Origin of the sequence: Comamonas endophytica, assembly GCF_023634805.2 — a bacterium.
In the GTDB taxonomy this organism is placed as follows: domain Bacteria; phylum Pseudomonadota; class Gammaproteobacteria; order Burkholderiales; family Burkholderiaceae_C; genus Comamonas; species Comamonas endophytica.
This window is the reverse complement of record NZ_CP106881.1, coordinates 2,773,273-2,792,542: the sequence shown is the minus strand read 5'-3', so window position 1 is coordinate 2,792,542 and position 19,270 is coordinate 2,773,273. Positions and strand designations below refer to the sequence as shown.

The window sequence follows — 19,270 nt, the reverse complement described above, 5'->3', positions numbered from 1 at the left end:
TTCAGGCGTTCATCGCCAGCATCGCCCACAGATGCGCCGCCACCAGCGCGCGCCAGGGCGCAAACGGCGCCAGCCAGGCTTGCGCACGCCGCTGGTCCACATCGGCCTGCAGCAACTGCGCAATGCCGCGGCGCACCGCCACGTCGCCATGCAGCGAGCCATCGAGCCAGCCGAAGCCGCGCAGCAGCGCATAGCTCACGGTCCACGGGCCGATGCCCTTGATGGCCAGCAGCGCGGCGTGGATCTCGGCCGCGGGCGGTTGCGGCAAAAGCGCCCAGGCGTCCAGCGGCAAGGCGCCGGATTGCACCGCCTCGGACACCGCCAGCAGGCTCTGGGCCTTGGATTGCGACAGCCCCGCCGCGCGCAGCCGCTCGCTGCCCAGCGCCAGCAGCTGCGCGGCTTGCGGATGACAGTACAGCCCGCTTTCATGGCGCAGGCCGGCGGCGAGAATCACCCGCCGGCGCAGCGAAAGCGCTGCCGCCACGCTGATCTGCTGGCCCATGATGGCCCAGGCCAGCGCCTCGAAGGGCGTGGCCGTGACCGGAACGCGCAGACCCGGCTGCCGCGCGATCAAGGGCCCGAGCTGTGGATGCGCGGCCCACCGCGCCTCGAAAGCCGCCACATCCTGCGCCAGGCCCAGCATGCGCTGCACCAGGGGCAGCACTTCCTGCGCGGCCGGCGTCCGTTGCCCTGGCGCCACCTGCCATTGCACCTGCGCCGCACCCGGCGTGAAGTCCATCTGCAGGCAGGCCGGCTGCCCGCGCCAGAGCAGGCCCTTGCACAGCGACGCCGGTCCGACCCGCTCGGCCAGCGCCTCGCGGTCACGTGCATGGAAGGCCAGGAAGTCCTGGGAGCGGAAATCCGTCGGCAAAGGCAGATGCCAACCCGTAGGCGTGGCGCAGGCAGGCGGCATGGATCGGTTCCAGAAAAGCAATGCCGGCCGCAAAGGCCGGTGGGTCCTTGGAGCCATTGTGCAGCAGGCACGCACCGCGCTCGGCCACAGCCACGCAGGGGCATGGGCAAACCGCCTGCGGCGCGGCCGGATTCCCGGCGTCGCCCACCCCGAAGAAATGGGCAGCACATTGACGCGGCACGGCGTGCTACGCCCGGGAAAAATCCGCTGTGCTGTAAGTCAATGGCGCGCTGATGACGGGTACCGGCACCTGAGTGGACGTGTACGTCGAGGGATTGTCGAACCGCAGCGTGACCGTCGCGTTCAATCTGGCTTTCTCGTTCATGTACACGAGGTCCCCGTTGATGATCAATGGCGCGGAATCTGCACTGTTCTGGTAGCGGTAATTCATGGTTACTTCTACAGACCCATTGGGCAGCGTATTGATGTCGAAGGACTGCGTTCCCTGCGACACCATCACCCCGGTTCCTGCCGGCCCCAGCGACTCGCGCTCGAGGTATTGCAGCATGGGTACGGCCATGCCCTGGTGCGCAAACCGGCTGATCCATTCGGCCGCCACGGGATTGTTGCCGCAGGCTTGCACGAAAGCGCTGCACGCCTGCTCCAGAGTGGACTGCTGGCCGTCCTGATGCACCGGAACGTTATCCTTCTTGCCGTAAGCGGGGTAGACAGTGCCATTGATGGCAATACCATTGCGGTTCCAGTCCTTCACGGCAGTGATGTTCACACCTGCGGGAATCGTGTGCTTGCCCTGGACGCCGGCCGGAGGAACGTAGGGCGCGAGCACGCCCTGCGCACTGCGCAAGCCGGGCTCCAACGTCACGAAATCCTTGTGCGCCGCCTCCAGATGGGCCCGCGGTGGATTCAGATCGATATGCGTTTCTGCGCCCCGGCGCTCGATGCCCAGATGGTCCGACTGTGCCCCCAGCTCCGACTTGACGGTGATGATGGCTGCCTGCGCCTGGACAAGGCTGTCGAGCAGTCTCAGGTGCTCATCGGACAGCTCGGGCAGCGCGCCGATGGTTTTCTTGAGCTGGGCCAGGGTCTCCTCCAGATGGGGGAATCCCTTTTCTTTCGACAGCTCTTTATGGGCGTCCGCACTCGCACCCGTCGACAACCCGAGCTTTTCTGCGCTCTTTATCACCTGCATGAATGGTTCGTGCACTGGCGTCTTCAAAAGGCCCTTGTGGACATGCTCCTTGCGGTTCACGCCCATGGCCCCCTCGAACCGGGTCTGGATGAAGCTCAGCGCATGCGCGATCTTGCGCCCCAGGGCCCGCCATCCGCTGGCAAGGCCCTGGCCCTGGTCGTCCACCCGCTGCGCACTGGTGGACACCTCGGGATATCCCGTGTGCTCGAACTTGAGGAACATTTCCTCCTTGCCGGGCGCGCCCTTCAGCTTGTCGAACAGCATGGCACCGTTCTGACCCGGCAGCCGCCGGTCATAGTCCTCGATGCCGCGCTGCTCCGGCCGCGAACCGATCATGCCGTCACTTGCCGAGCGCTCATGGAAATGGCTGGAGATGCGCGAATAGGCAAGCGGGCTGGATTGCAGGAATTTGTAGATCGCGTTGTTGGGGTCATTGAAGACGAAGGCCCCTTTGACCGTCAGGTTGCTAACCTCCTTGCCATTGACCATGGCGGCCGAACCCGTGGCCTGCTGGTTCACATCCTGCTGCGCTGCGCAGGCCGCTATATACCAGGAGATGCCGCGCGCCGTCTCCATGTTGGGCGTCAGCACCACGGGCGGATTCACCGTATTCACCACGACCTCCCCCAGCTGCCGCGCAAGCGCTGTAGCGGGCTGCTGGAGGGCATTCGCGGCGTGCTCGCCCAAGGCCACGTAGCCAGCGATCTCCTTGGGAGTCAGGTCCGTTCCAGCCGCTTTTGCATGGGCTTGCAGTTTCTCGAGGACTGCAGCGTTCGTCGCCAGGCCGCCAGGCTGGGGCGCATACAGCGATGACTTGGAGGGCAAAGGCTGCGGCTGCGCTGCGGCCCGCGTGAGGATTGCCTGCCTGGCCTGCGGCGTCTGCGGTACCTGCAACTGCACGCCCACGACTGCCGCCTGCACTGCGCGCGGCAACTGTTGAGAGGCTGCGGGCTGGGGTGGCGAACCGGAATCGCCCACACCGATCTGGTGCCCTTGCAATGCGCCCGTGCCGACCTTCGTCTCATGCACATTGCCGCGTTCGGCAACGGATGCCTTGTCAGCCCCGGTGGGCGTCTGGCGCAGGTTCGCTGCGAGAGGACTGCCGCTGGGCGCGCGGGTAATGGCATTCATGGTCGTCGTTCCTGACGCTGCTCACACCCGCATGGCGAACATCATCGAGGGCATTTGCATCGGCGCCTCCGGTGCCGCACCCTCGTCCGCCTCGAGATACTCCCTCCACGCCAGGCCCAGCTTGGCGAAATCCGCCAGCAAGACCGCCAGCATTTGCGCATCCAGCTTCTGCAAGGGCAGACGCAGGCACCAGGTCACCGTATCCCCCTCGGGCGAAAGACCCAGCGTGCCCCCGCCCGTGCCCACCCATAGATGGTTGGCTTGCAGCAGCGTGCGCGCCACCTGCGCGAACCGTGGCTGCGGCAGTTCGCCCAGCACCGTGCACAGCAACACATCGGGCGCCTCTTCCTCACCGCTTTGCTGCACAAAGATGCTCAGCGCATCGATGCGCAGTTCCTGCTCGGCCAGCAGGCTTGGCGGATCCACACCGATGTGCTGGGCCAGATCCGTCAAAAGATTTTGGTAGGGATGGGTCATGGAGCGCCAGTGGCAGGAGCGACAAAGGTCAGGGCACACCTTGAGTAACGGCGGTGGCATAGTGGTTCCCTCGAGTCGCGGCCTGCCTCGGAGCACGCAGCGGGCGCTATCCGAGAGCGCATGTCAACTCACAGATGAGCCCAGCGCCTGGCAGGGGCTCCGGGTCAGGCGTGGGGCAAATCCGGGCCATCCGGCGGTGGGGCGGCACGGCGCTCGATCCCCGGATAGACCGGCTGCGTACCCTGCGGCCCCAGAGCGGCGGCAAGTGCCGCCTGGGTCTGGACGAGATGGTCGAGAAGGCTCAGATGCGGGGCGCAGTGCTCGGGCAGCGTGAGAATTTCCTTCTTGAGCCAGGCCAGCGTGGTATCGATGTAAGGCAGGCCTTCGATCTGCAACTGCTTTTCATGGGCATCGAGGCTCATGCCGGTGGCCAACCCGAGGTTTTGCGCGGTCCGCACCACCAGCATGAACGATTCATGCACCGGGGACTGCCGAACGCTCTGGCAAACCCTATCCGCCGCCAGTCCGCGGACATTCCCTTCAATGGGCAGGACAAGCTCGGCAAGAGCTGGCGGGTAGGGGCGCGCCATGGAGCAACGATTCCTTCCTTTGAAAAGAGCCAAGCCTGAGGTGAGTAACCTGGCCCACCCCAGGGTTCCCATGCGTTGCGGTACAACCGCGGATGGCAGCGATCCGGCACCCATGCCGCGCGCCGGCGCCGGCACGCGCCTATGATGGATCTGCCCACTGCCTGCCGCGCCGCCATGAGCTTCCAGTCCCCCCCGTCCGACCCTGAGTCCAGCGTGCAGCAGGAGCACGCCCGGCTCGACTTCAGCCAGCGCATGAGCTATGGCGACTATCTGCAGCTCGACCAGTTGCTCTCGGCGCAAAAGCCGCTGTCGCCGAACCACGACGAGATGCTGTTCATAGTCCAGCATCAGACCAGCGAACTGTGGATGAAACTGATGCTGCACGAGCTGCACGCCGCCATCGCGCATGTCGCGGGCGACGAGCTGCCCAAGGCATTCAAGATGCTGGCGCGCGTGTCGCGGATCATGGAGCAGCTGGTCCACGCCTGGGATGTGCTGGCCACGATGACACCCCCGGAGTACAGCGCCATCCGCCCCTATCTCGCGCAGTCGAGCGGCTTCCAGAGCTACCAGTACCGCCGCATCGAGTTCGCGCTGGGCAACAAGAATGCCGCAATGCTCGGACCCCATGCCCATCGGCCCGATCTGCTGGCGATGGTCGATGCCGCGCTGCGCGCCCCCTCGCTGTACGACGAAGCGCTGCGCCTGCTGGCGCGCCGCGGCCTTGCCGTGCCCGAAAGCCATTGCACGCGCGACTGGAGCCAACCCTACCGCGCCGATCCTGGCGTGGAGCAGGCCTGGCTCACGGTCTACCGCGATCCCGCGACCCATTGGGACCTGTACCAGCTGGGCGAGGAACTCACCGACCTCGAGGCCGCGTTCAGGCTCTGGCGCTTCCGCCATGTGAGCACCGTGGAGCGCGTCATCGGTTTCAAGCGCGGCACGGGCGGCACCAGCGGCGTGGGCTATCTGCGCAGGATGCTGGACGTGGTGCTGTTTCCCGAGATCTGGAGCCTGCGCTCGGCGCTGTAGGCGCGCGATTCGGGGTTACCCCGAGCCCGAGGCGACAGCGGATGCCGCCGGTTGCGGCTAGGCTCGAGGCATGAGGACCACCCCGAACCCGACGCCCGCGCGCGACGCGTGCAGCAGCGCCGCCCCCGCACTTTCCAGGCACACGGCATGGGCCATGCTGCTCGTGCTGCTCAGCGGCTTTGCCCTGAGCCAGGCCTATCGCACCGTCACGGCAATGATTGCCGCTGCACTGCAGTCCGACTTCGGCCTGTCGCCCTCTTCGCTGGGCCTGTTCGCCAGCCTGTTTGCGCTGACTTTCGGCGCCGTGCAGCTGTTCATGGGCGTGGGCATCGACCTCTATGGCCTGCGCCGCACGGTGCTGATGACCGCGCCGCTGAGCATCCTGGGCGCAGCCCTCTCCGCCTGGTCGCCCGGCTATGGCTGGCTGCTGGCCGGCCAGGCGCTGATCGGGCTGGGCTGCGCGCCGGCCTTTCTGGCGTGCACGGTGTTCATCGCGCGCCATTTCCCGGCCGCGCAATTCGCCGCCGTGTCCGGCATCGGCATGGGGCTGGGCGGCATCGGCATGCTGTTCACCGGCTCGCCGCTGGCCTGGCTGGTCGAGCAGCATGGCTGGCGCGCGGCCTTCGCGGCACTGGGGCTGCTGTCGCTGCTGTCCTGGCTGCTGATCGCCTGGAAGGTGCACGAGCCGGTGCAGAGCGCACGCCCCGGCCCGCGCCAGAGCCCGCTGGCGGCCACGCGCGAATTCGGCGCGCTGCTGGCCCAGCCGCACAGCTGGGGCATCCTGGCCATGGGGCTCGTGACCTACGCCTCGTTCCTGACGCTGCGCGGGCTCTGGCTCGGCCCGCTGCTGATGGAGCGCCACGGCTGGACGCTGGTGGCCAGCGGCCACCTGGCGCTGACGGTGTCCCTGATCTCGCTGGTCAGCCCCGGCCTGTTCGGGCGCATGGACCCGGGGCCGCTGCGGCGCCGACGGCTGCTCGTGGGCGCGGTGTCCGCGGTGGCGCTGATGTTCGCGGCGCTCGGGCTGCTGCATGCCGCCTGGCTCAATGTCGCGCTGATCATCCTGATCGTCATCGTTTCGGGCTGCTCGATACTGCAGTACGCCCATGTGCGCTCCTCCTACCCCCCTGAGGCCACGGGACGCGCGATGGCGCTGCTGACCATGGCGATGTTCCTGGGGGCGGCTTTGATGCAGTGGCTCACCGGGGTGTTCGCGGCGGTGGCTGTGCGGTATGGGGTTGATCCATTCGGGGCGGTGATGGTGGGGATTGCAGGGATGCTTTGCCTGGGGGCGGCGGCTTTTCAGACATTGCCGCAGTCTGAGAGCTTGAAGCAGGGCTGAAGAATTTGCGTGCTTGGTGCTTTGGGGCTTGGTGCTTACTGCATGCTCCTGCCCTCGGCACAGGCGTGCTGCTGAATCCGTCAAAGTGAGCCGGCTGCCGGGCCGGGACCCGGCCTCTGCCGAAAGCTCCTACAGCGAACTTGCCCTGGACCCATCCCCCTGATAAAGCCAAGGCAGATCCATGATCCGCGCCCCCAGCAACTTCAATGCGGTATCCCGGCCCCAACGCACGGGTCCGGTGGCATGGAAGATCCTTCCATTACGCCGCGACCGGGCCTGCACCCGCGCATTGCGCTGCCACCGGTTGAGCGCATAACGCCTCAATCGCAGTTCCATCTCGAGATCATGCATGGACAGCGCCCGCTGCAGCTCGGCCGCATCCTCGATCGCCATGCCTGCGCCCTGCGCAAGATAGGGCCGCATGGGATGGGCCGCGTCGCCCAGCAGCGCCACCAGCCCACGGGCCATTTCGCCCGCGGAGCGCAGCGGCGGACGGTCTGCCAGGGGCCACAGGCGCCATTCGGCGCCCACGTCGGTAACGCCGTGCACCAAGTCCTGCAACGCGCTGCAGGTGCCGGCCAGCGCAGATTCCAGGTCCGCGGCGTTGGCCGCGTGGTCCCAGCGTTCCATGTCCGCGGGCGCCGGGCCCTGGACGATCACCACCAGGTTCTGCAGTTCGCCGCGGCGCACCGGATACTGGACCACATGCAGCCGGGGGCCGAGCCACGCCGTCACTTCGCTGGTGCGCAGCTGCTGCGGCAGATCGGCCTGGCGCACCATGGCGCGGTAGGCCAGATGGCCGGTCGGGCGCGGTGGACCGTCGCCCAGCAGCTGCGTGCGCAGGCGGCTGTGCACGCCGTCGGCGCAGACCAGCGCGTCGCCTTCGACCAGCTTGCCATCGGCGCCACGCAAGGTCACCACCCCGTCGGACTCGCGCAAGCTCTCCATGGCCTGCCCCAGGTTCAGATGCACGTCGGCATGGCGGCGCAGTGCCTCCAGCAGCAATTGATGCAGATCGGCACGGTGGATCGTCAAGTAGGCGGCGCCATAGCGCTGCACCGCGGCGCTGCCCAGCGGCAGGCGTGCCAGCGCGTGGCCGCCGAGCGCGCTGCGCGCCTGCAGGGCCTCGGGAACCGCCGCCACCGATTGCAGGCTCCCTTGCAACCCCCAGGCCTGCAACCCGCGCACCACGTTCGGCCCCAGCTGTATGCCGGCGCCGACTTCCCTGAATTCCCGCGCGCGTTCAAACAGCCGCACATCGCAACCAGCGCATGTCGCCCCAATACCCGCAGCCAATCCGCCAATTCCGCCGCCGGCAATCAACACCTGCTTTTTCATGCCTGCATTGTGCCCGTGCTTTTGCATAAAGCACGGTGCCGGGTCCGGCGTGTAGGACCCATCCAGGCTTTTATGTGCGCGGTGCTTCGAATCGATGCGATTTCGTGCCGGTTTTGCCGCTATTGACGTAGGGACCATGCACCGTGCGCAAGTTCGATAATATCGAACAGATCGCAGACCAAGGTTGTACGGCCAAAATCCATTCAGTTAGATAGTAACTTTTACATCTTGATGCCGAAAATTAAAAAGGCCTGCAATGCAGGCCCTTGGTTAATTGCAAGCAATTAAATGGCGAACTTCTCGCGCTCTTCGTTCTGAATCCACTTGGGTGCCTTGCCACGGCCGGTCCAGGTCTGGCCGGTATTGGGATCGCGGTACTTGGGAGCAACCTTGGCACCAGTGCCCGTACTGCGGGCGGCACGCGCAGGAGGGAAAACGTCTTCAGCCGTCATTTCATATTCGGCGACCAGCGAGCGGACGCGCGAGATGGCTTCGGACAACTCGCGGCTGCGCGCCTCATGAATCTGCTGTTCCAGCGCTTCTTTTTGCTTGAGCAATTCTTTGTAGGAATTCATGGTATCAGGGTCTTCAGAAGAAGTAAAAAGTGATTGGATATTATAGAAAAATAAAAAACCACTCCAGCATACGTACTTCCCTCATCATTTAACCGGTGATTTTCAACCCGATCACTCGGATTCCTTCAGTTTCTCTGCCAGTACCTTGTCAATGCGCTTGCCATCCAGATCGACGATTTCAAAGATCCAGCCTGCACAGGCGATTCTTTCGCCAACTGCAGGCAAGCGCCCGGTTTCAGCCAGCAAAAGACCGGCAATGGTGTTATAGCGGCCCCGCTCCTCTTCAGGAAGGTCGCGTATATCCAGCCGCGCCTTGAGTTCCGAGATGGGCATGACGCCGTCCAGCAGCCAGGAGCCATCTTCGCGCGGCGTGGCCCAGGCATCCGCATGGGCGCCGGGCTTGAGTTCACCGGTAATGGCTTCGAGCAGATCGCGCGGTGTCATGATGCCCTGCACCACGCCGTATTCATCGACGACGAACACCATGCGCCCCGAACGGGCGCGCAACTGGTCGAGCAATTCCATTCCAGTGAGGGTTTCGGGCAGAAACGCTGCGGGCAAGGCATGCATGCCCAAATTGCCTTGCGCACCCGCACCCAGCGCCAACATGCGCGCCACACTGATGACGCCCACCACCTCATCGAGCGATCCGCGGCATACCGGATACCAGGAATGGCTGCCCTTTTCCTGGCCATCGGCCGAAAGACGCAAACCTTCGGCCACCGACAAATCGGCATCGAGCCATTGCACGTCCGAGCGCGGCACCATCAGCGAAGTCAAGGAGCGGTCATCGAGACGGAATACGTTCTGCACCATCTGGTGCTCGTGAAATTCAATGACGCCGGCATCGCGGCCTTCTTCCAGGCTGGCGACGATTTCCTCCTCGGTCACCGCGCGGCTGGCCGAATCATTGATGCGCAGCAGCGTCAATACGGTCTGCGTCGATGCCGAGAGCAGGCGCACGAAAGGCTTGGCAATGCTGGCCACCCATGTCATGGGGCGCGCAATCAGCCGCGCCACGGTTTCCGGATATAGCTGGCCGATGCGCTTGGGCACGAGTTCGCCGAAAACAATGGTGATGAAGGTGATTACCGCCACCACGATGGCCGTGGCGGTCACGCCCGATGCGCCTTCGGGCATGCCTATATTGCGCAGCCAATGGGCCAGGTCATCGCTGAATGCGGCTTCGCCGATGATGCCGTTGAGCATGCCGATGGAGGTAATGCCCACCTGCACCGACGACAGGAACTGGGTTGGATTTTCCAGCAGCACCAAAGCCGCTTCCGCCCCTTTGTCGCCGTCTTCGGCCATGCCTGCAAGGCGGGCCCTGCGGCTCGATGCCAGCGCCAATTCCGACATCGCAAACACACCATTGAGCAGGGTCAAGAGCGCAATCAGCAGAAAATCCATGAATCTATAAACAGAAAGAACATCATGTCAATGTACTGTATCGGCGACATCCAGGGTTGCGACGAAGCCCTTGGCCGCCTGATCGAGGAAGTGGATTTCTCGCCCAGCCGCGATACCCTCTATCTGCTGGGCGATCTGGTCAACCGCGGCCCGCAATCACTGCAGGTGCTGCGCCGCTGCATCGCGCTGGGCGATGCGGTGCGCCCGCTGCTGGGCAACCATGACCTGCACCTGCTGGCCGCCGCCCATGGGGTGCGCCCGCCGGGCAAGCGCGACACCCTGCAAGGCATCCTCCAGGCCCCGGACCGCGCCGCGCTGCTGGACTGGCTGCGCCGCCAGCCGCTGGCGCGCCTGCACACCACGGCCGCCGGCGAGCGGCTGCTGATGGTGCATGCGGGCGTGCTGCCGGCATGGGATGTGGACCAGACCCTGGCGCTGGCCAGCGAGGTCGAGGCGGCGTTGCGCAGCGACGACCTGCCCTCCTTCCTCGCGACGATGTACGGCAATGCCCCCGCGGCCTGGAGCGATGGCCTGGAGGGCGCCGACCGCCTGCGCGTCATCGTCAATGCGCTCACGCGCATGCGCTTTTGCACGCCCGAAGGGCGCATGGATTTCGACAGCAGCGACAGCGCCAGCGAGGCATCCGCGGGCCTGCTGCCCTGGTACGACCTGCAGGGGCGGCGTACCGCAGACACGCCGATTGCCTTCGGCCATTGGTCCACGCAGGGGCTGGTGGCACGGCACGACCTGATCGGGCTGGACACCGGTTGCGTCTGGGGCGGGTGCCTGAGCGCGATGCGCTTTGGCGATTCTCTGGCCGAGCGCGAACTCATCCAGGTGCATTGCGAGCAGCAACAGCCGACCAAATAGACAAGCATAAAAAAACCGGGCCAGGGCCCGGTGCAAAGAGAAGCTGGTTGAAACGCGGGCTGGATCAGGCCAGCGTGTAGGCGGTCTTCACGGTCGTGTAGAACTCCTGCGCATAGCGGCCCTGCTCGCGCGGGCCGTAGCTCGAGCCCTTGCGGCCGCCGAAGGGCACGTGGTAGTCGACCCCCGCCGTGGGCAGGTTGACCATGACCATGCCGGCTTGGCTGTGGCGCTTGAAATGCGTGGCGTGCTTGAGGCTGGTGGTGGCAATGCCGGCGGCCAGGCCGAAGGGCGTGTCGTTGGCCACGGCCAGCGCCTCTTCATAGTCGCGCACGCGGATCACGCTGGCCACGGGGCCGAACACTTCCTCGCGGTTGATGCGCATGCCGGCCGTCGAATCCACGAACAGCGCCGGCTGCATGAAATAGCCGTCCTTGGCGCTGCCGGTGTGGCAGGCGATGCGCGCGCCGCCGGCGGCCAGCACCGCGCCTTCGGCCTTGGCGATCTCCACATAGCTCAGATCCTGCTCGAGCTGCGCCTGGCTGACCACAGGGCCGATGTCGGTGCCCGCGGCGCGCGCATCGCCGACCTTGATCTTTGCCATGCGCGCCTGCAGCGCCTCGATGAAAGCCGGGTAGATCTTGTCCGTGACGATCAGGCGGCTCGAGGCCGTGCAGCGCTGGCCGGTGGAGTAGAAGCAGCTTTGCGCCGACAGCTCGACGGCCTGGTTCAGATCGGCGTCATCGAGCACCACCTGCGGGTTCTTGCCGCCCATCTCGAGCTGCACCTTCTTGCCGCTGGCCACGCAGGCCGCGGCAATGCCCTTGCCCACGCCCACCGAGCCGGTGAAGCTGATGGCCGCCACATCCTCGTGGTTGACCAGCGCCTCGCCGATCACGCGCCCGCGCCCCATGACCAGGTTGAACACGCCGGCGGGGATGCCGCTGCGGTGGATGATGTCGGCCAGCGCCCAGGCGCTGCCCGGCACCAGGTCGGCGGGCTTGAGCACCACGCAGTTGCCGAAGGCCAGGGCCGGCGCGATCTTCCAGGCGGGAATGGCAATGGGGAAGTTCCAGGGCGTGATCAGGCCGACGACACCGATGGGCTCGCGCGTGATCTCGACGCCGATGCCCGGGCGCACCGAAGGCAGCGTCTCGCCGGCCAGGCGCAGGCATTCGCCGGCAAAGAACTTGAAGATCTGGCCCGCGCGGCCGACTTCGCCGATGGCTTCGGGGCGGGTCTTGCCTTCCTCGCGTGCCAGCAGGTCGCCCAGCTCTTCCTTGCGCGCCAGGATCTCGTTGCCGATCTTGTCGAGCGCATCATGGCGCGCCTGGATGCCCGAGGTGCTCCAGGCCGGGAAGGCGGCGGCGGCGGCGGCCACTGCGGCATTGACGTCGGAGGCATCGCCCTGGGCGTACTCGCCCACCACGTCGGACAGGTCGCTGGGGTTGGTGTTGGGGCTGTAGCTCTTGCCGGCAGTCCACTGGCCGTTGATGAGATTGTCGAATTGGGTCATTTCTAAGGTTCCTCGAAAAAAAGGGATTCATGCCGCGCCATGGGCTTCGACATACAAGGCGTACAGCGAATGGCTGCTGGCCATATAGAGGCGGTTGCGCTTGGGGCCGCCGAATTCCAGATTGGCGCAGCGCTCGGGCAGGCGGATGAAGCCGATCGGCTTGCCCTGAGGGTTGAAGACTTTCACGCCGTCCATCTCCTCGGACTTGCCCAGCGGCAGATGGGCGCGCATGCCGCCGCCGATGTCGCTCGCCTCGGGGCTGAAGGCGCCGCTGAAGCCCCATCCGCACCACAGATTGCCATCGCGGTCGACGCGCAGGCCATCGAACGCGCCCGGGCCATCGGCATCGATCAGCCGGGTCTTGTTCGACAGGCTGGTGCCATCGGCCGAAACGTCGAAGCTCCATACGCCGCGGTTGGGATTGCCCTTCCACTCGACCACATACAGCTTCTTCTCGTCGGGAGAGAACGCCAGGCCGTTGGGGTTGACCAGATCGGTCACCACGGCGCTGATCTGGCCGTCCCTGCCGATGCGGTAGACATAGGTGCCGGCCTGCTCGGGCGTGGCGCGCGCGCCTTCCCATTCGCCATTGATGCCGAACAGCGGATCGGTGAACCAGATGCTGTCGTCCGACTTCACCACCACGTCATTGGGCGCATTCAGGCGCTTGCCCTGGTAGCTGTCGGCCAGCACCGTGGTGCTGCCGTCGCGCTCGGTGCGCACCACGCGGCGCGTCACCGAATGCTCGCAGGTGATCAGCCGGCCCTGGCGGTCGCGCGCGTTGCCGTTGGCGTAGTTGGCATTTTCCTTGTGCACGGAAAACCGGCCGGTCTTCTCCTCGTACTTCATCAGCCGGTTGTTGGGGATGTCGCTCAGGATCAGCGTGCCGGTTTCCGGGAAGTACGCCGGGCCCTCGGCCCAGCGCATGCCCGTGCCGAGCTGCTCGACGGTGCTGCTGTAGATGCGGTACTTGGCAAAGCTCGGATCGAGAATGAAGACCGACGGATCGGGGTAGCGCTGCTGCGGCACGAAGCCGAAGGACTGGGCTCCTGCGGCGGCGCCCCAGGCACCCAGGGCGGTGGCGCTGAAGGTTTTCAACAGCTTGCGGCGGTTCATGGCAATCTCCTGAGGTCTAGTGAAATGGCGCGGGCGCAGCGCACCGGCACTGCAGTCGCCGCGGGACAGGCGCTCAGCGCGCCGCGGACCAGGGCACTTCCACCGCCGGGCGGCCGGTGGCAATGAATTGCTGCAGATTTTCCAGCACCAGATCGGCCATCGCGCGGCGGGTCTCGTGCGTGCCGCTGGCCACATGCGGCGCCAGCACGGCGTTTTCCAGCGCCAGCAGATCGGCGTGCGGCCGGGGTTCGTCCTCGAACACATCCAGGCCCGCGCCCGCGATGCGGCCGCTTTGCAGCGCTTCGACCAGCGCCGCCTCGTCGACCACGCTGCCGCGCGCCACATTGACCAGGAAGCCCTGCGGGCCCAGCGCATCGAGCACTTCATCGTTTACCAGATGGCGCGTGTTTTCGCCACCGGCCGCGGTGATGACCAGGAAGTCGCTCCAGCGCGCGAGCTCCAGCAGCGATTCCTGGTACAGATGGGGCGAGCCTTCGACCGGGCGGCGATTGTGATACGCGACTTCCATGTCGAAGCCCGCGCCGCGGCGCGCCACGGCGCTGCCGATGCGGCCCATGCCGAAGATGCCCAGGCGCTTGCCCGATACACGGGTGGTGATGCCGAAGCGCCGCTGGCTCCATTCGCCGCGGCGCACGAAACGGTCCGCGGCGCTGAGCCCGCGCGCGCTGTCCAGCAGCAGCGCCCAGGCCATGTCGGCCACGCAGTCGTCGAGCACGCCGGGCGTGTAGCCCACGCGCGCGCCGCGGCGCAGCAGCGCGTCCTTGTCCAGCGCATCGAAGCCCACGCCAAAACTGCTGACGAACTTCAGGTTCGGCAGCGCATCGACCACGCGCGCCGGCAGGCCCATGGCGGCCGTCGTCACCAGGTACTCGAACTGCGCGCCCTGCTCCGCGAGGAAGCGCCCGGGATCGGCTTGCTCGGAGAGGATCTGCACTTCATAGGCCTGCGCCAGATCGGCATCGAGCTGGGGCAGCGGCATCTTGCCGTACTGGAGAACGCGGGGTCGGGAAGATGCCATGCCGAAAAATCCTGGGAATCTGGATGAAAAAAGAGCCGGGCGCCCGCAGGAGCTTCCTGCAGGCGTTCCGGCCACCGGGGCCATTTCAGCCCCGTCGGGAAGAGCTTACTGCTCGACCTTCTTGATCAGCGCGGCCAGCGCTTCGATCTCGTCGGCCTTGAGTTCGGGCAGCGGTGCGCGCACCGGGCCTGCATCGTGGCCGACGATCTTCGCACCCGCCTTGACGATCGACACCGCGTAGCCGGCGCTGCGGTTGCGGATCTCCAGGTAGGGCATGAAGAAGGACTTGAGCAGCTCGTGCTGCGTGGCGTGGTCGTCGGTGCGCACCGCTTCATAGAAGCGGATGGCGGTCTTGGGGATGAAGTTGAACACGGCCGACGAGTACACCGGAGTGCCCAGCGCCTTGTAGGCTGCCGCGTAGACTTCGGCCGTGGGCAGGCCGCCCAGATAGGCCAGGCGGTCGCCCATGGTCAGGTACATGGAGGACATGGCTTCGATGTCGCCCACGCCGTCCTTGAAACCCACCAGGTTCGGGTTGCGCTCGCACAGCTTGGCCACGGTTTCGGGCGTGAAACGGCTCTGGCCGCGGTTGTAGATGATCACGCCGAACTTGACGCTCTTGCACACCGCCTCGACGTGGGCGGCCAGGCCTTCCTGGCTGGCTTCGGTCAGGTAATGGGGCAGCAGCAGGATGCCATGGGCGCCGGCCCGCTCGGCTTCCTGGGCGCACTGGATCGCAAAACGCGTCGGGCCGCCGGCGCCGGCAATGATCGGCACCTTGCCCTTGCAGGTATCCACCGCGGTCTTGATGATCTGGGGATACTCGTCAGCCGTCAGCGAGAAGAACTCACCGGTGCCGCCGGCCGCGAACAGCGCGCTGGCGCCGTAGGGCGCGAGCCATTCGAGGCGCTCGGCATAGCCTTTGGGGTTGAAGTCGCCCTGGCTGTCGAAGTCGGTCACAGGGAACGACAACAGACCGGAACTCATCACGCTTTTGACTTCTTGGGGGCTCATGGCAATCCTTAGGGAGAAAACAGTATCGAAAGAAATGGACGTCAGTCCAGCTGCAGATTGGAGGTCTGCACCACGGTGCGCCAGCGCGCGCGCTCGGCGTTGAAGAACTTGTCGGTTTCGGCGGGCGTCATCGTCACCAGCTCGGCGCCCTGGGCCGTGAGGCGGGCACGCACGTCGGGCGAGCGGATGGCGCTCACCAGCGCCTTGTTCACGCGCTGGACGATGGCCTCGGGCGTCTTCGCCGGCACCACCACGCCCTGCCAGGTGCCCGAGGCAAAGCCCTTGGCGCCCTGCTCGGCCAGCGTCGGCACGTCGGCGATCAGCGGCATGCGCGTTTCCTTGGAGATGCCCAGCAGCTTGAGCTTGCCGCTCTGCACGTGCGGGTAGGTGGCCAGCATGCCGTTCATCAGCACCTGGGTCTGGCCGGCCACGGTGTCCTGCACCGACTGCACGCCGCCCTTGTAGGGCACGTAGACCCACTTGGCACCCGTGACGCGGGCCAGCTCGACACCGGCCAGGTGGGGCGCGCTGCCGGTGGCCGTGACGGCGAAATTCAGATCTTCCTTCTTCGACAGCTCGACCAGTTCCTTCAGGTTGCTGGCCTTCACGCCGGGGTGCACCACCAGCATGTGGGGCGAATAGGCCAGCATGGCCGCGCCGCGCAGGTCCTTGGAGGGATCGAAACTCAGCTTGGTGTAGACGGAGGGCGAGATGGCCAGCGCACCCAGGTCGGCCAGCATCCAGGTGTAGCCGTCGGGCTGGGCACGGGCCACGAATTCCGCGCCCAGGTTGCCGTTGGCGCCGGGCTTGTTCTCGATCACGACGGTCTGCTTGAGCTCCTGCGAGATCAGCTGGCCGATGGAGCGGGCAATGATGTCGGAGCTGCCACCTGGAGGGTAGGGAACCACCAGGCGGATGGGTTTGCTGGGCCAGGCATCATTCGCCAACGCGGGGGCGGAAACCAGGGTGGCGCCAGCCAGGGCCAGCGCGGTGCACAGAAAACGTGAGCGGGAAAGCATTTGAAGTGTCTCCGTATAGTGATCAGTCATCATACAACTAGACCTGTCAAAAATCACTTGCAAATTTCTAGGGGTAAACGCGAGGTCGATGGGGCCCTGCCCCGGGCGCGGCAAATGTTCCTGCTATGCCGACGTGGCGGACCCGGAAGGCAGGCTCAGACGCTGCGCCAGGCGCAGGCGTTCGCGCGAGTTGGTCAGGTGCAGGCGCATGGCGGCACGCGCGGAATCCGCGTCCTGGCGCTCGATCGCCGCATAGATCTCCTCGTGCTCGCGGTTGACGCGGCGCAGGTAGTCCGGGTCGCGCGCCGGCGCGTGGATCGAGGCGATGCGGTTGCGCGGGATCAGCATGGTGCCGAAATGCTGCAGGATTTCCTGGAAGTAGCGGTTGCCCGTGGCCTGCGCAATGCTCAGATGGAATGCCAGGTCCTGGCTCACGGTCTCGTTGCCGAGCGCGAAATGGTGCTCGAAGGCCTGCAGCGCCTCGCGCATGGTCTGCAGGTGCCGTGCCTCGCGGCGCAGCGCCGCCAGGCCGGCGGCTTCGGTCTCCAGGCTGATGCGCAGCTCCAGCACGGCCAGCACATCCACCGACTCGCTGAGCTCGTGCGCATCGAGCAGCAGGCCCGGGCCAGGACGCGTGGGCAGCACGAAGGTGCCGATGCCGTGGCGTGTCTCGACCAGGCCCGCGGCCTGCAGCTTGGACAGCGCCTCGCGCACCACGGTGCGGCTGACGTCGTAGCTGCGCACCAGTTCCGATTCGGTCGGCAGCTTGTCTCCCTCGTGCAAGAGGCCCTGGCGGATCTTTTGATCGAATTCTTCCGACAACAGATTGGCCAGGCTGCGGCTGCCGCGGCTGGCCTTGCTGCGCAGTGCAGGCCCGTCCGCGGGCAACAAAGATGCGGCGGATTGGGGTAATTCCGATGTCGGCGTACTCATGGTCTGATGATAATGGTTTTAGGTTGTACGACAACATATCACTTATAAGCGCATTGTGTGAGATGGTTTTCCTGCCCTCCAGGGCGGAATTCAGCGATACGCAATGGGCCCTGCGGCGGTTGGCTGCCTTGATCCGGCGCCCCGCCCTGTCCCGATGGAAGATGGAAAGCAGACGATGAGCAGTCCCCTCTATATCCGCATGCATGCGGCCGACAATGTTGCCATCGTGGCCAACGATGGCGGCCTGCCCGCCGGTACGGAATTCGCCGATGGCCTGCGCCTGGTGCAGAACGTCCCGCAGGGCCACAAGGTCGCACTGGAAGACCTGGCGCAAGGCGATGCCGTGCGGCGCTACAACGTGGTCATCGGCTATGCGCTGCAGGCGCTGCCGCGCGGCAGCTGGGTGAACGAGCGCGTGCTGCGCATGCCCGGCGCGCCAGAGCTCGAGGGCCTGCCCATGGCCACCGTGAAGCCGCCCGCGCTGGCACCGCTCGAAGGCTATACCTTCGAGGGCTACTGCAATGCCGACGGCTCGGTGGGCACGCGCAACATCCTGGCTATCACCACCACCGTCCAATGCGTGGCTGGCGTCGTCGACACCGCGGTGCAGCGCATCAAGCAGGAACTGCTGCCGCGCTATCCCAACGTCGACGACGTCGTGGGCCTGGAGCACGCCTACGGCTGCGGCGTGGCCATCGACGCGCCGGATGCGATCATTCCCATCCGCACGCTGCGCAACATCAGCCGCAACCCCAACTTCGGCAACGAGGTCATGGTCGTGAGCCTGGGCTGCGAGAAGCTGCAGCCCGAGCGCCTGCTGCCGCCCGAGGCCCCACTGCTGCCGATGCAGCGGCTGGCCGGCGCCCCTGCCCTGCCCGCATCCGATGCCCCGCTCGACGTGGTCTGCCTGCAGGCCGAGGAGCATGTGGGCTTCATGAGCATGATCGACTCCATCGTGCGCCAGGCCGACGTGCACCTGCAGCGCCTGAACCAGCGCCGCCGCGAGACCGTGCCGGTCAGCGAGCTGGTGGTTGGTGTGCAGTGCGGCGGCAGCGATGCCTTCAGCGGTGTCACGGCCAACCCGGCGGTGGGCTTCGCCACCGACCTGCTGGTGCGCGCCGGCGCCAGCGTCATGTTCTCCGAAGTCACCGAAGTGCGCGATGGCATCGACCAGCTGACCTCGCGCGCCAGCACGCCCGAAGTCGCGCAGGCCATGATCGACCAGATGGCCTGGTACGACAGCTACCTCGCGCGCGGCCGCGCCGACCGCAGCGCCAACACTACGCCGGGCAACAAGAAGGGCGGGCTGTCCAACATCGTCGAGAAGGCCATGGGCTCGATCGTCAAGTCGGGTTCCGCACCGATCACCGGCGTGCTGGCCCCGGGCGAGAAGCTGCAGCAAAAGGGCCTGACCTACGCCGCCACGCCGGCCTCCGACTTCATCTGCGGCACGCTGCAGCTGGCGGCCGGCATGAACCTGCACGTCTTCACCACCGGGCGCGGCACGCCCTACGGCCTGGCCGCGTGCCCCGTGATCAAGGTGGCGACGCGCAGCGATCTGGCGCGCCGCTGGCACGACCTGATGGATGTGAACGCCGGGCGCATCGCCGACGGCGAGGCGACGATCGAGGAGACGGGCTGGGAGCTGTTCCGCCTGATGCTCGAGGTGGCCAGCGGCCGCCGCAAGACCTGGGCCGAGCAGTGGAAGCTGCACAACGCGCTGGTTCTTTTCAATCCCGCGCCTGTGACCTGAATACCGGAAGTTTTCAAACCCCGCACGCCTGGATTCACAGGCGGCATTCATTACC

17 protein-coding genes are annotated in these 19,270 nt (G+C 66.0%); 4 read left to right on the top strand and 13 right to left on the bottom strand.

Translation table 11 applies throughout. The annotated features are described in order from the left end of the window. Position 1: 1 nt before the first annotated feature. The 4 genes from M9799_RS12655 to M9799_RS12640 form a co-directional block, all read right to left on the bottom strand. Positions 2–913, bottom strand: a complete 912-nt coding sequence (locus M9799_RS12655) for a DNA-3-methyladenine glycosylase family protein (RefSeq protein WP_231042030.1) — start codon at positions 911–913, stop codon at positions 2–4. 187 nt (positions 914–1,100) lie between these two features. Next, positions 1,101–3,194, bottom strand: coding sequence for a hypothetical protein (locus M9799_RS12650; protein ID WP_231042029.1), 2,094 nt, complete (start codon positions 3,192–3,194; stop codon positions 1,101–1,103). A 21-nt stretch (positions 3,195–3,215) separates the two neighbouring features. Beyond that, positions 3,216–3,671, bottom strand: coding sequence for a CesT family type III secretion system chaperone (locus tag M9799_RS12645; RefSeq protein WP_231042028.1), 456 nt, complete (start codon positions 3,669–3,671; stop codon positions 3,216–3,218). Between the two features lie 164 nt (positions 3,672–3,835). Beyond that, positions 3,836–4,261, bottom strand: coding sequence for a hypothetical protein (locus M9799_RS12640; protein ID WP_231042027.1), 426 nt, complete (start codon positions 4,259–4,261; stop codon positions 3,836–3,838). Positions 4,262–4,435: 174 nt separating this feature from the next. Between M9799_RS12640 and kynA the strand changes: the two genes are divergently transcribed. Together kynA and M9799_RS12630 are read left to right on the top strand one after the other, a co-directional pair. Continuing rightward, on the top strand, positions 4,436–5,293 hold the full coding sequence (gene kynA, locus M9799_RS12635; RefSeq protein ID WP_231042175.1) for a tryptophan 2,3-dioxygenase: 858 nt from the start codon (positions 4,436–4,438) through the stop codon (positions 5,291–5,293). Between the two features lie 70 nt (positions 5,294–5,363). Further along, positions 5,364–6,635 carry an MFS transporter gene (locus M9799_RS12630; RefSeq protein ID WP_318530282.1) on the top strand — a complete coding sequence of 424 codons (1,272 nt, stop codon included), beginning with the start codon at positions 5,364–5,366 and terminating at the stop codon, positions 6,633–6,635. A gap of 129 nt (positions 6,636–6,764) precedes the next feature. Here the strand turns inward: M9799_RS12630 and M9799_RS12625 are convergent, their stop codons facing one another. The 3 genes from M9799_RS12625 to M9799_RS12615 all read right to left on the bottom strand — a co-directional run bounded on the left by M9799_RS12625 (position 6,765) and on the right by M9799_RS12615 (position 9,958). Continuing rightward, on the bottom strand, positions 6,765–7,973 hold the full coding sequence (locus M9799_RS12625; protein ID WP_231042026.1) for an FAD-dependent monooxygenase: 1,209 nt from the start codon (positions 7,971–7,973) through the stop codon (positions 6,765–6,767). Between the two features lie 284 nt (positions 7,974–8,257). Then, positions 8,258–8,548: an H-NS histone family protein gene (locus M9799_RS12620; protein ID WP_231042025.1), complete on the bottom strand. Its 291-nt coding sequence runs from the start codon at positions 8,546–8,548 to the stop codon at positions 8,258–8,260. Positions 8,549–8,659: 111 nt separating this feature from the next. Next, positions 8,660–9,958, bottom strand: a complete 1,299-nt coding sequence (locus M9799_RS12615) for a hemolysin family protein (protein WP_231042024.1) — start codon at positions 9,956–9,958, stop codon at positions 8,660–8,662. 24 nt (positions 9,959–9,982) lie between these two features. Here M9799_RS12615 and M9799_RS12610 point away from each other — a divergent pair, with 24 nt between their 5' ends. Then, complete coding sequence (locus tag M9799_RS12610; protein ID WP_231042023.1) at positions 9,983–10,828, top strand: symmetrical bis(5'-nucleosyl)-tetraphosphatase; 846 nt, start codon at positions 9,983–9,985, stop codon at positions 10,826–10,828. A gap of 64 nt (positions 10,829–10,892) precedes the next feature. Here M9799_RS12610 and M9799_RS12605 read toward each other — a convergent pair whose 3' ends face one another. The 6 genes from M9799_RS12605 to M9799_RS12580 all read right to left on the bottom strand — a co-directional run bounded on the left by M9799_RS12605 (position 10,893) and on the right by M9799_RS12580 (position 17,462). Further along, complete coding sequence (locus tag M9799_RS12605) at positions 10,893–12,341, bottom strand: aldehyde dehydrogenase family protein (RefSeq protein ID WP_231042022.1); 1,449 nt, start codon at positions 12,339–12,341, stop codon at positions 10,893–10,895. Between the two features lie 27 nt (positions 12,342–12,368). Further along, a complete protein-coding gene (locus M9799_RS12600) occupies positions 12,369–13,457 on the bottom strand; it encodes an SMP-30/gluconolactonase/LRE family protein (protein WP_231042021.1) in 1,089 nt (362 codons plus the stop codon). A 73-nt stretch (positions 13,458–13,530) separates the two neighbouring features. After that, positions 13,531–14,496: a 2-hydroxyacid dehydrogenase gene (locus M9799_RS12595; RefSeq protein WP_231042020.1), complete on the bottom strand. Its 966-nt coding sequence runs from the start codon at positions 14,494–14,496 to the stop codon at positions 13,531–13,533. 105 nt (positions 14,497–14,601) lie between these two features. Next, complete coding sequence (gene kdgD / locus M9799_RS12590; protein ID WP_231042019.1) at positions 14,602–15,510, bottom strand: 5-dehydro-4-deoxyglucarate dehydratase; 909 nt, start codon at positions 15,508–15,510, stop codon at positions 14,602–14,604. A gap of 41 nt (positions 15,511–15,551) precedes the next feature. Then, a complete protein-coding gene (locus M9799_RS12585) occupies positions 15,552–16,529 on the bottom strand; it encodes a Bug family tripartite tricarboxylate transporter substrate binding protein (RefSeq protein ID WP_231042018.1) in 978 nt (325 codons plus the stop codon). Between the two features lie 123 nt (positions 16,530–16,652). After that, positions 16,653–17,462 carry a FadR/GntR family transcriptional regulator gene (locus tag M9799_RS12580; RefSeq protein ID WP_231042017.1) on the bottom strand — a complete coding sequence of 270 codons (810 nt, stop codon included), beginning with the start codon at positions 17,460–17,462 and terminating at the stop codon, positions 16,653–16,655. 175 nt (positions 17,463–17,637) lie between these two features. On the opposite strand from M9799_RS12580, the gene garD reads away from it, so the two are divergent. Next, entirely contained in the window at positions 17,638–19,215 is a 1,578-nt protein-coding gene (garD, locus tag M9799_RS12575) for a galactarate dehydratase (protein ID WP_231042016.1), read from the top strand. The last annotated feature ends 55 nt before the right edge of the window (positions 19,216–19,270 follow it).

Bases quoted from the DNA above. Each gene is read 5' to 3' on its own strand.
- M9799_RS12655 (WP_231042030.1), bottom strand. From the start codon at position 913: ATGCCGCCTGCCTGCGCCACGCCTACGGGTTGGCATCTGCCTTTGCCG.
- M9799_RS12650 (WP_231042029.1), bottom strand. From the start codon at position 3,194: ATGAATGCCATTACCCGCGCGCCCAGCGGCAGTCCTCTCGCAGCGAAC.
- M9799_RS12645 (WP_231042028.1), bottom strand. From the start codon at position 3,671: ATGACCCATCCCTACCAAAATCTTTTGACGGATCTGGCCCAGCACATC.
- M9799_RS12640 (WP_231042027.1), bottom strand. From the start codon at position 4,261: ATGGCGCGCCCCTACCCGCCAGCTCTTGCCGAGCTTGTCCTGCCCATT.
- kynA (WP_231042175.1), top strand. From the start codon at position 4,436: ATGAGCTTCCAGTCCCCCCCGTCCGACCCTGAGTCCAGCGTGCAGCAG.
- M9799_RS12630 (WP_318530282.1), top strand. From the start codon at position 5,364: ATGAGGACCACCCCGAACCCGACGCCCGCGCGCGACGCGTGCAGCAGC.
- M9799_RS12625 (WP_231042026.1), bottom strand. From the start codon at position 7,973: ATGAAAAAGCAGGTGTTGATTGCCGGCGGCGGAATTGGCGGATTGGCT.
- M9799_RS12620 (WP_231042025.1), bottom strand. From the start codon at position 8,548: ATGAATTCCTACAAAGAATTGCTCAAGCAAAAAGAAGCGCTGGAACAG.
- M9799_RS12615 (WP_231042024.1), bottom strand. From the start codon at position 9,958: ATGGATTTTCTGCTGATTGCGCTCTTGACCCTGCTCAATGGTGTGTTT.
- M9799_RS12610 (WP_231042023.1), top strand. From the start codon at position 9,983: ATGTCAATGTACTGTATCGGCGACATCCAGGGTTGCGACGAAGCCCTT.
- M9799_RS12605 (WP_231042022.1), bottom strand. From the start codon at position 12,341: ATGACCCAATTCGACAATCTCATCAACGGCCAGTGGACTGCCGGCAAG.
- M9799_RS12600 (WP_231042021.1), bottom strand. From the start codon at position 13,457: ATGAACCGCCGCAAGCTGTTGAAAACCTTCAGCGCCACCGCCCTGGGT.
- M9799_RS12595 (WP_231042020.1), bottom strand. From the start codon at position 14,496: ATGGCATCTTCCCGACCCCGCGTTCTCCAGTACGGCAAGATGCCGCTG.
- kdgD (WP_231042019.1), bottom strand. From the start codon at position 15,510: ATGAGCCCCCAAGAAGTCAAAAGCGTGATGAGTTCCGGTCTGTTGTCG.
- M9799_RS12585 (WP_231042018.1), bottom strand. From the start codon at position 16,529: ATGCTTTCCCGCTCACGTTTTCTGTGCACCGCGCTGGCCCTGGCTGGC.
- M9799_RS12580 (WP_231042017.1), bottom strand. From the start codon at position 17,462: ATGAGTACGCCGACATCGGAATTACCCCAATCCGCCGCATCTTTGTTG.
- garD (WP_231042016.1), top strand. From the start codon at position 17,638: ATGAGCAGTCCCCTCTATATCCGCATGCATGCGGCCGACAATGTTGCC.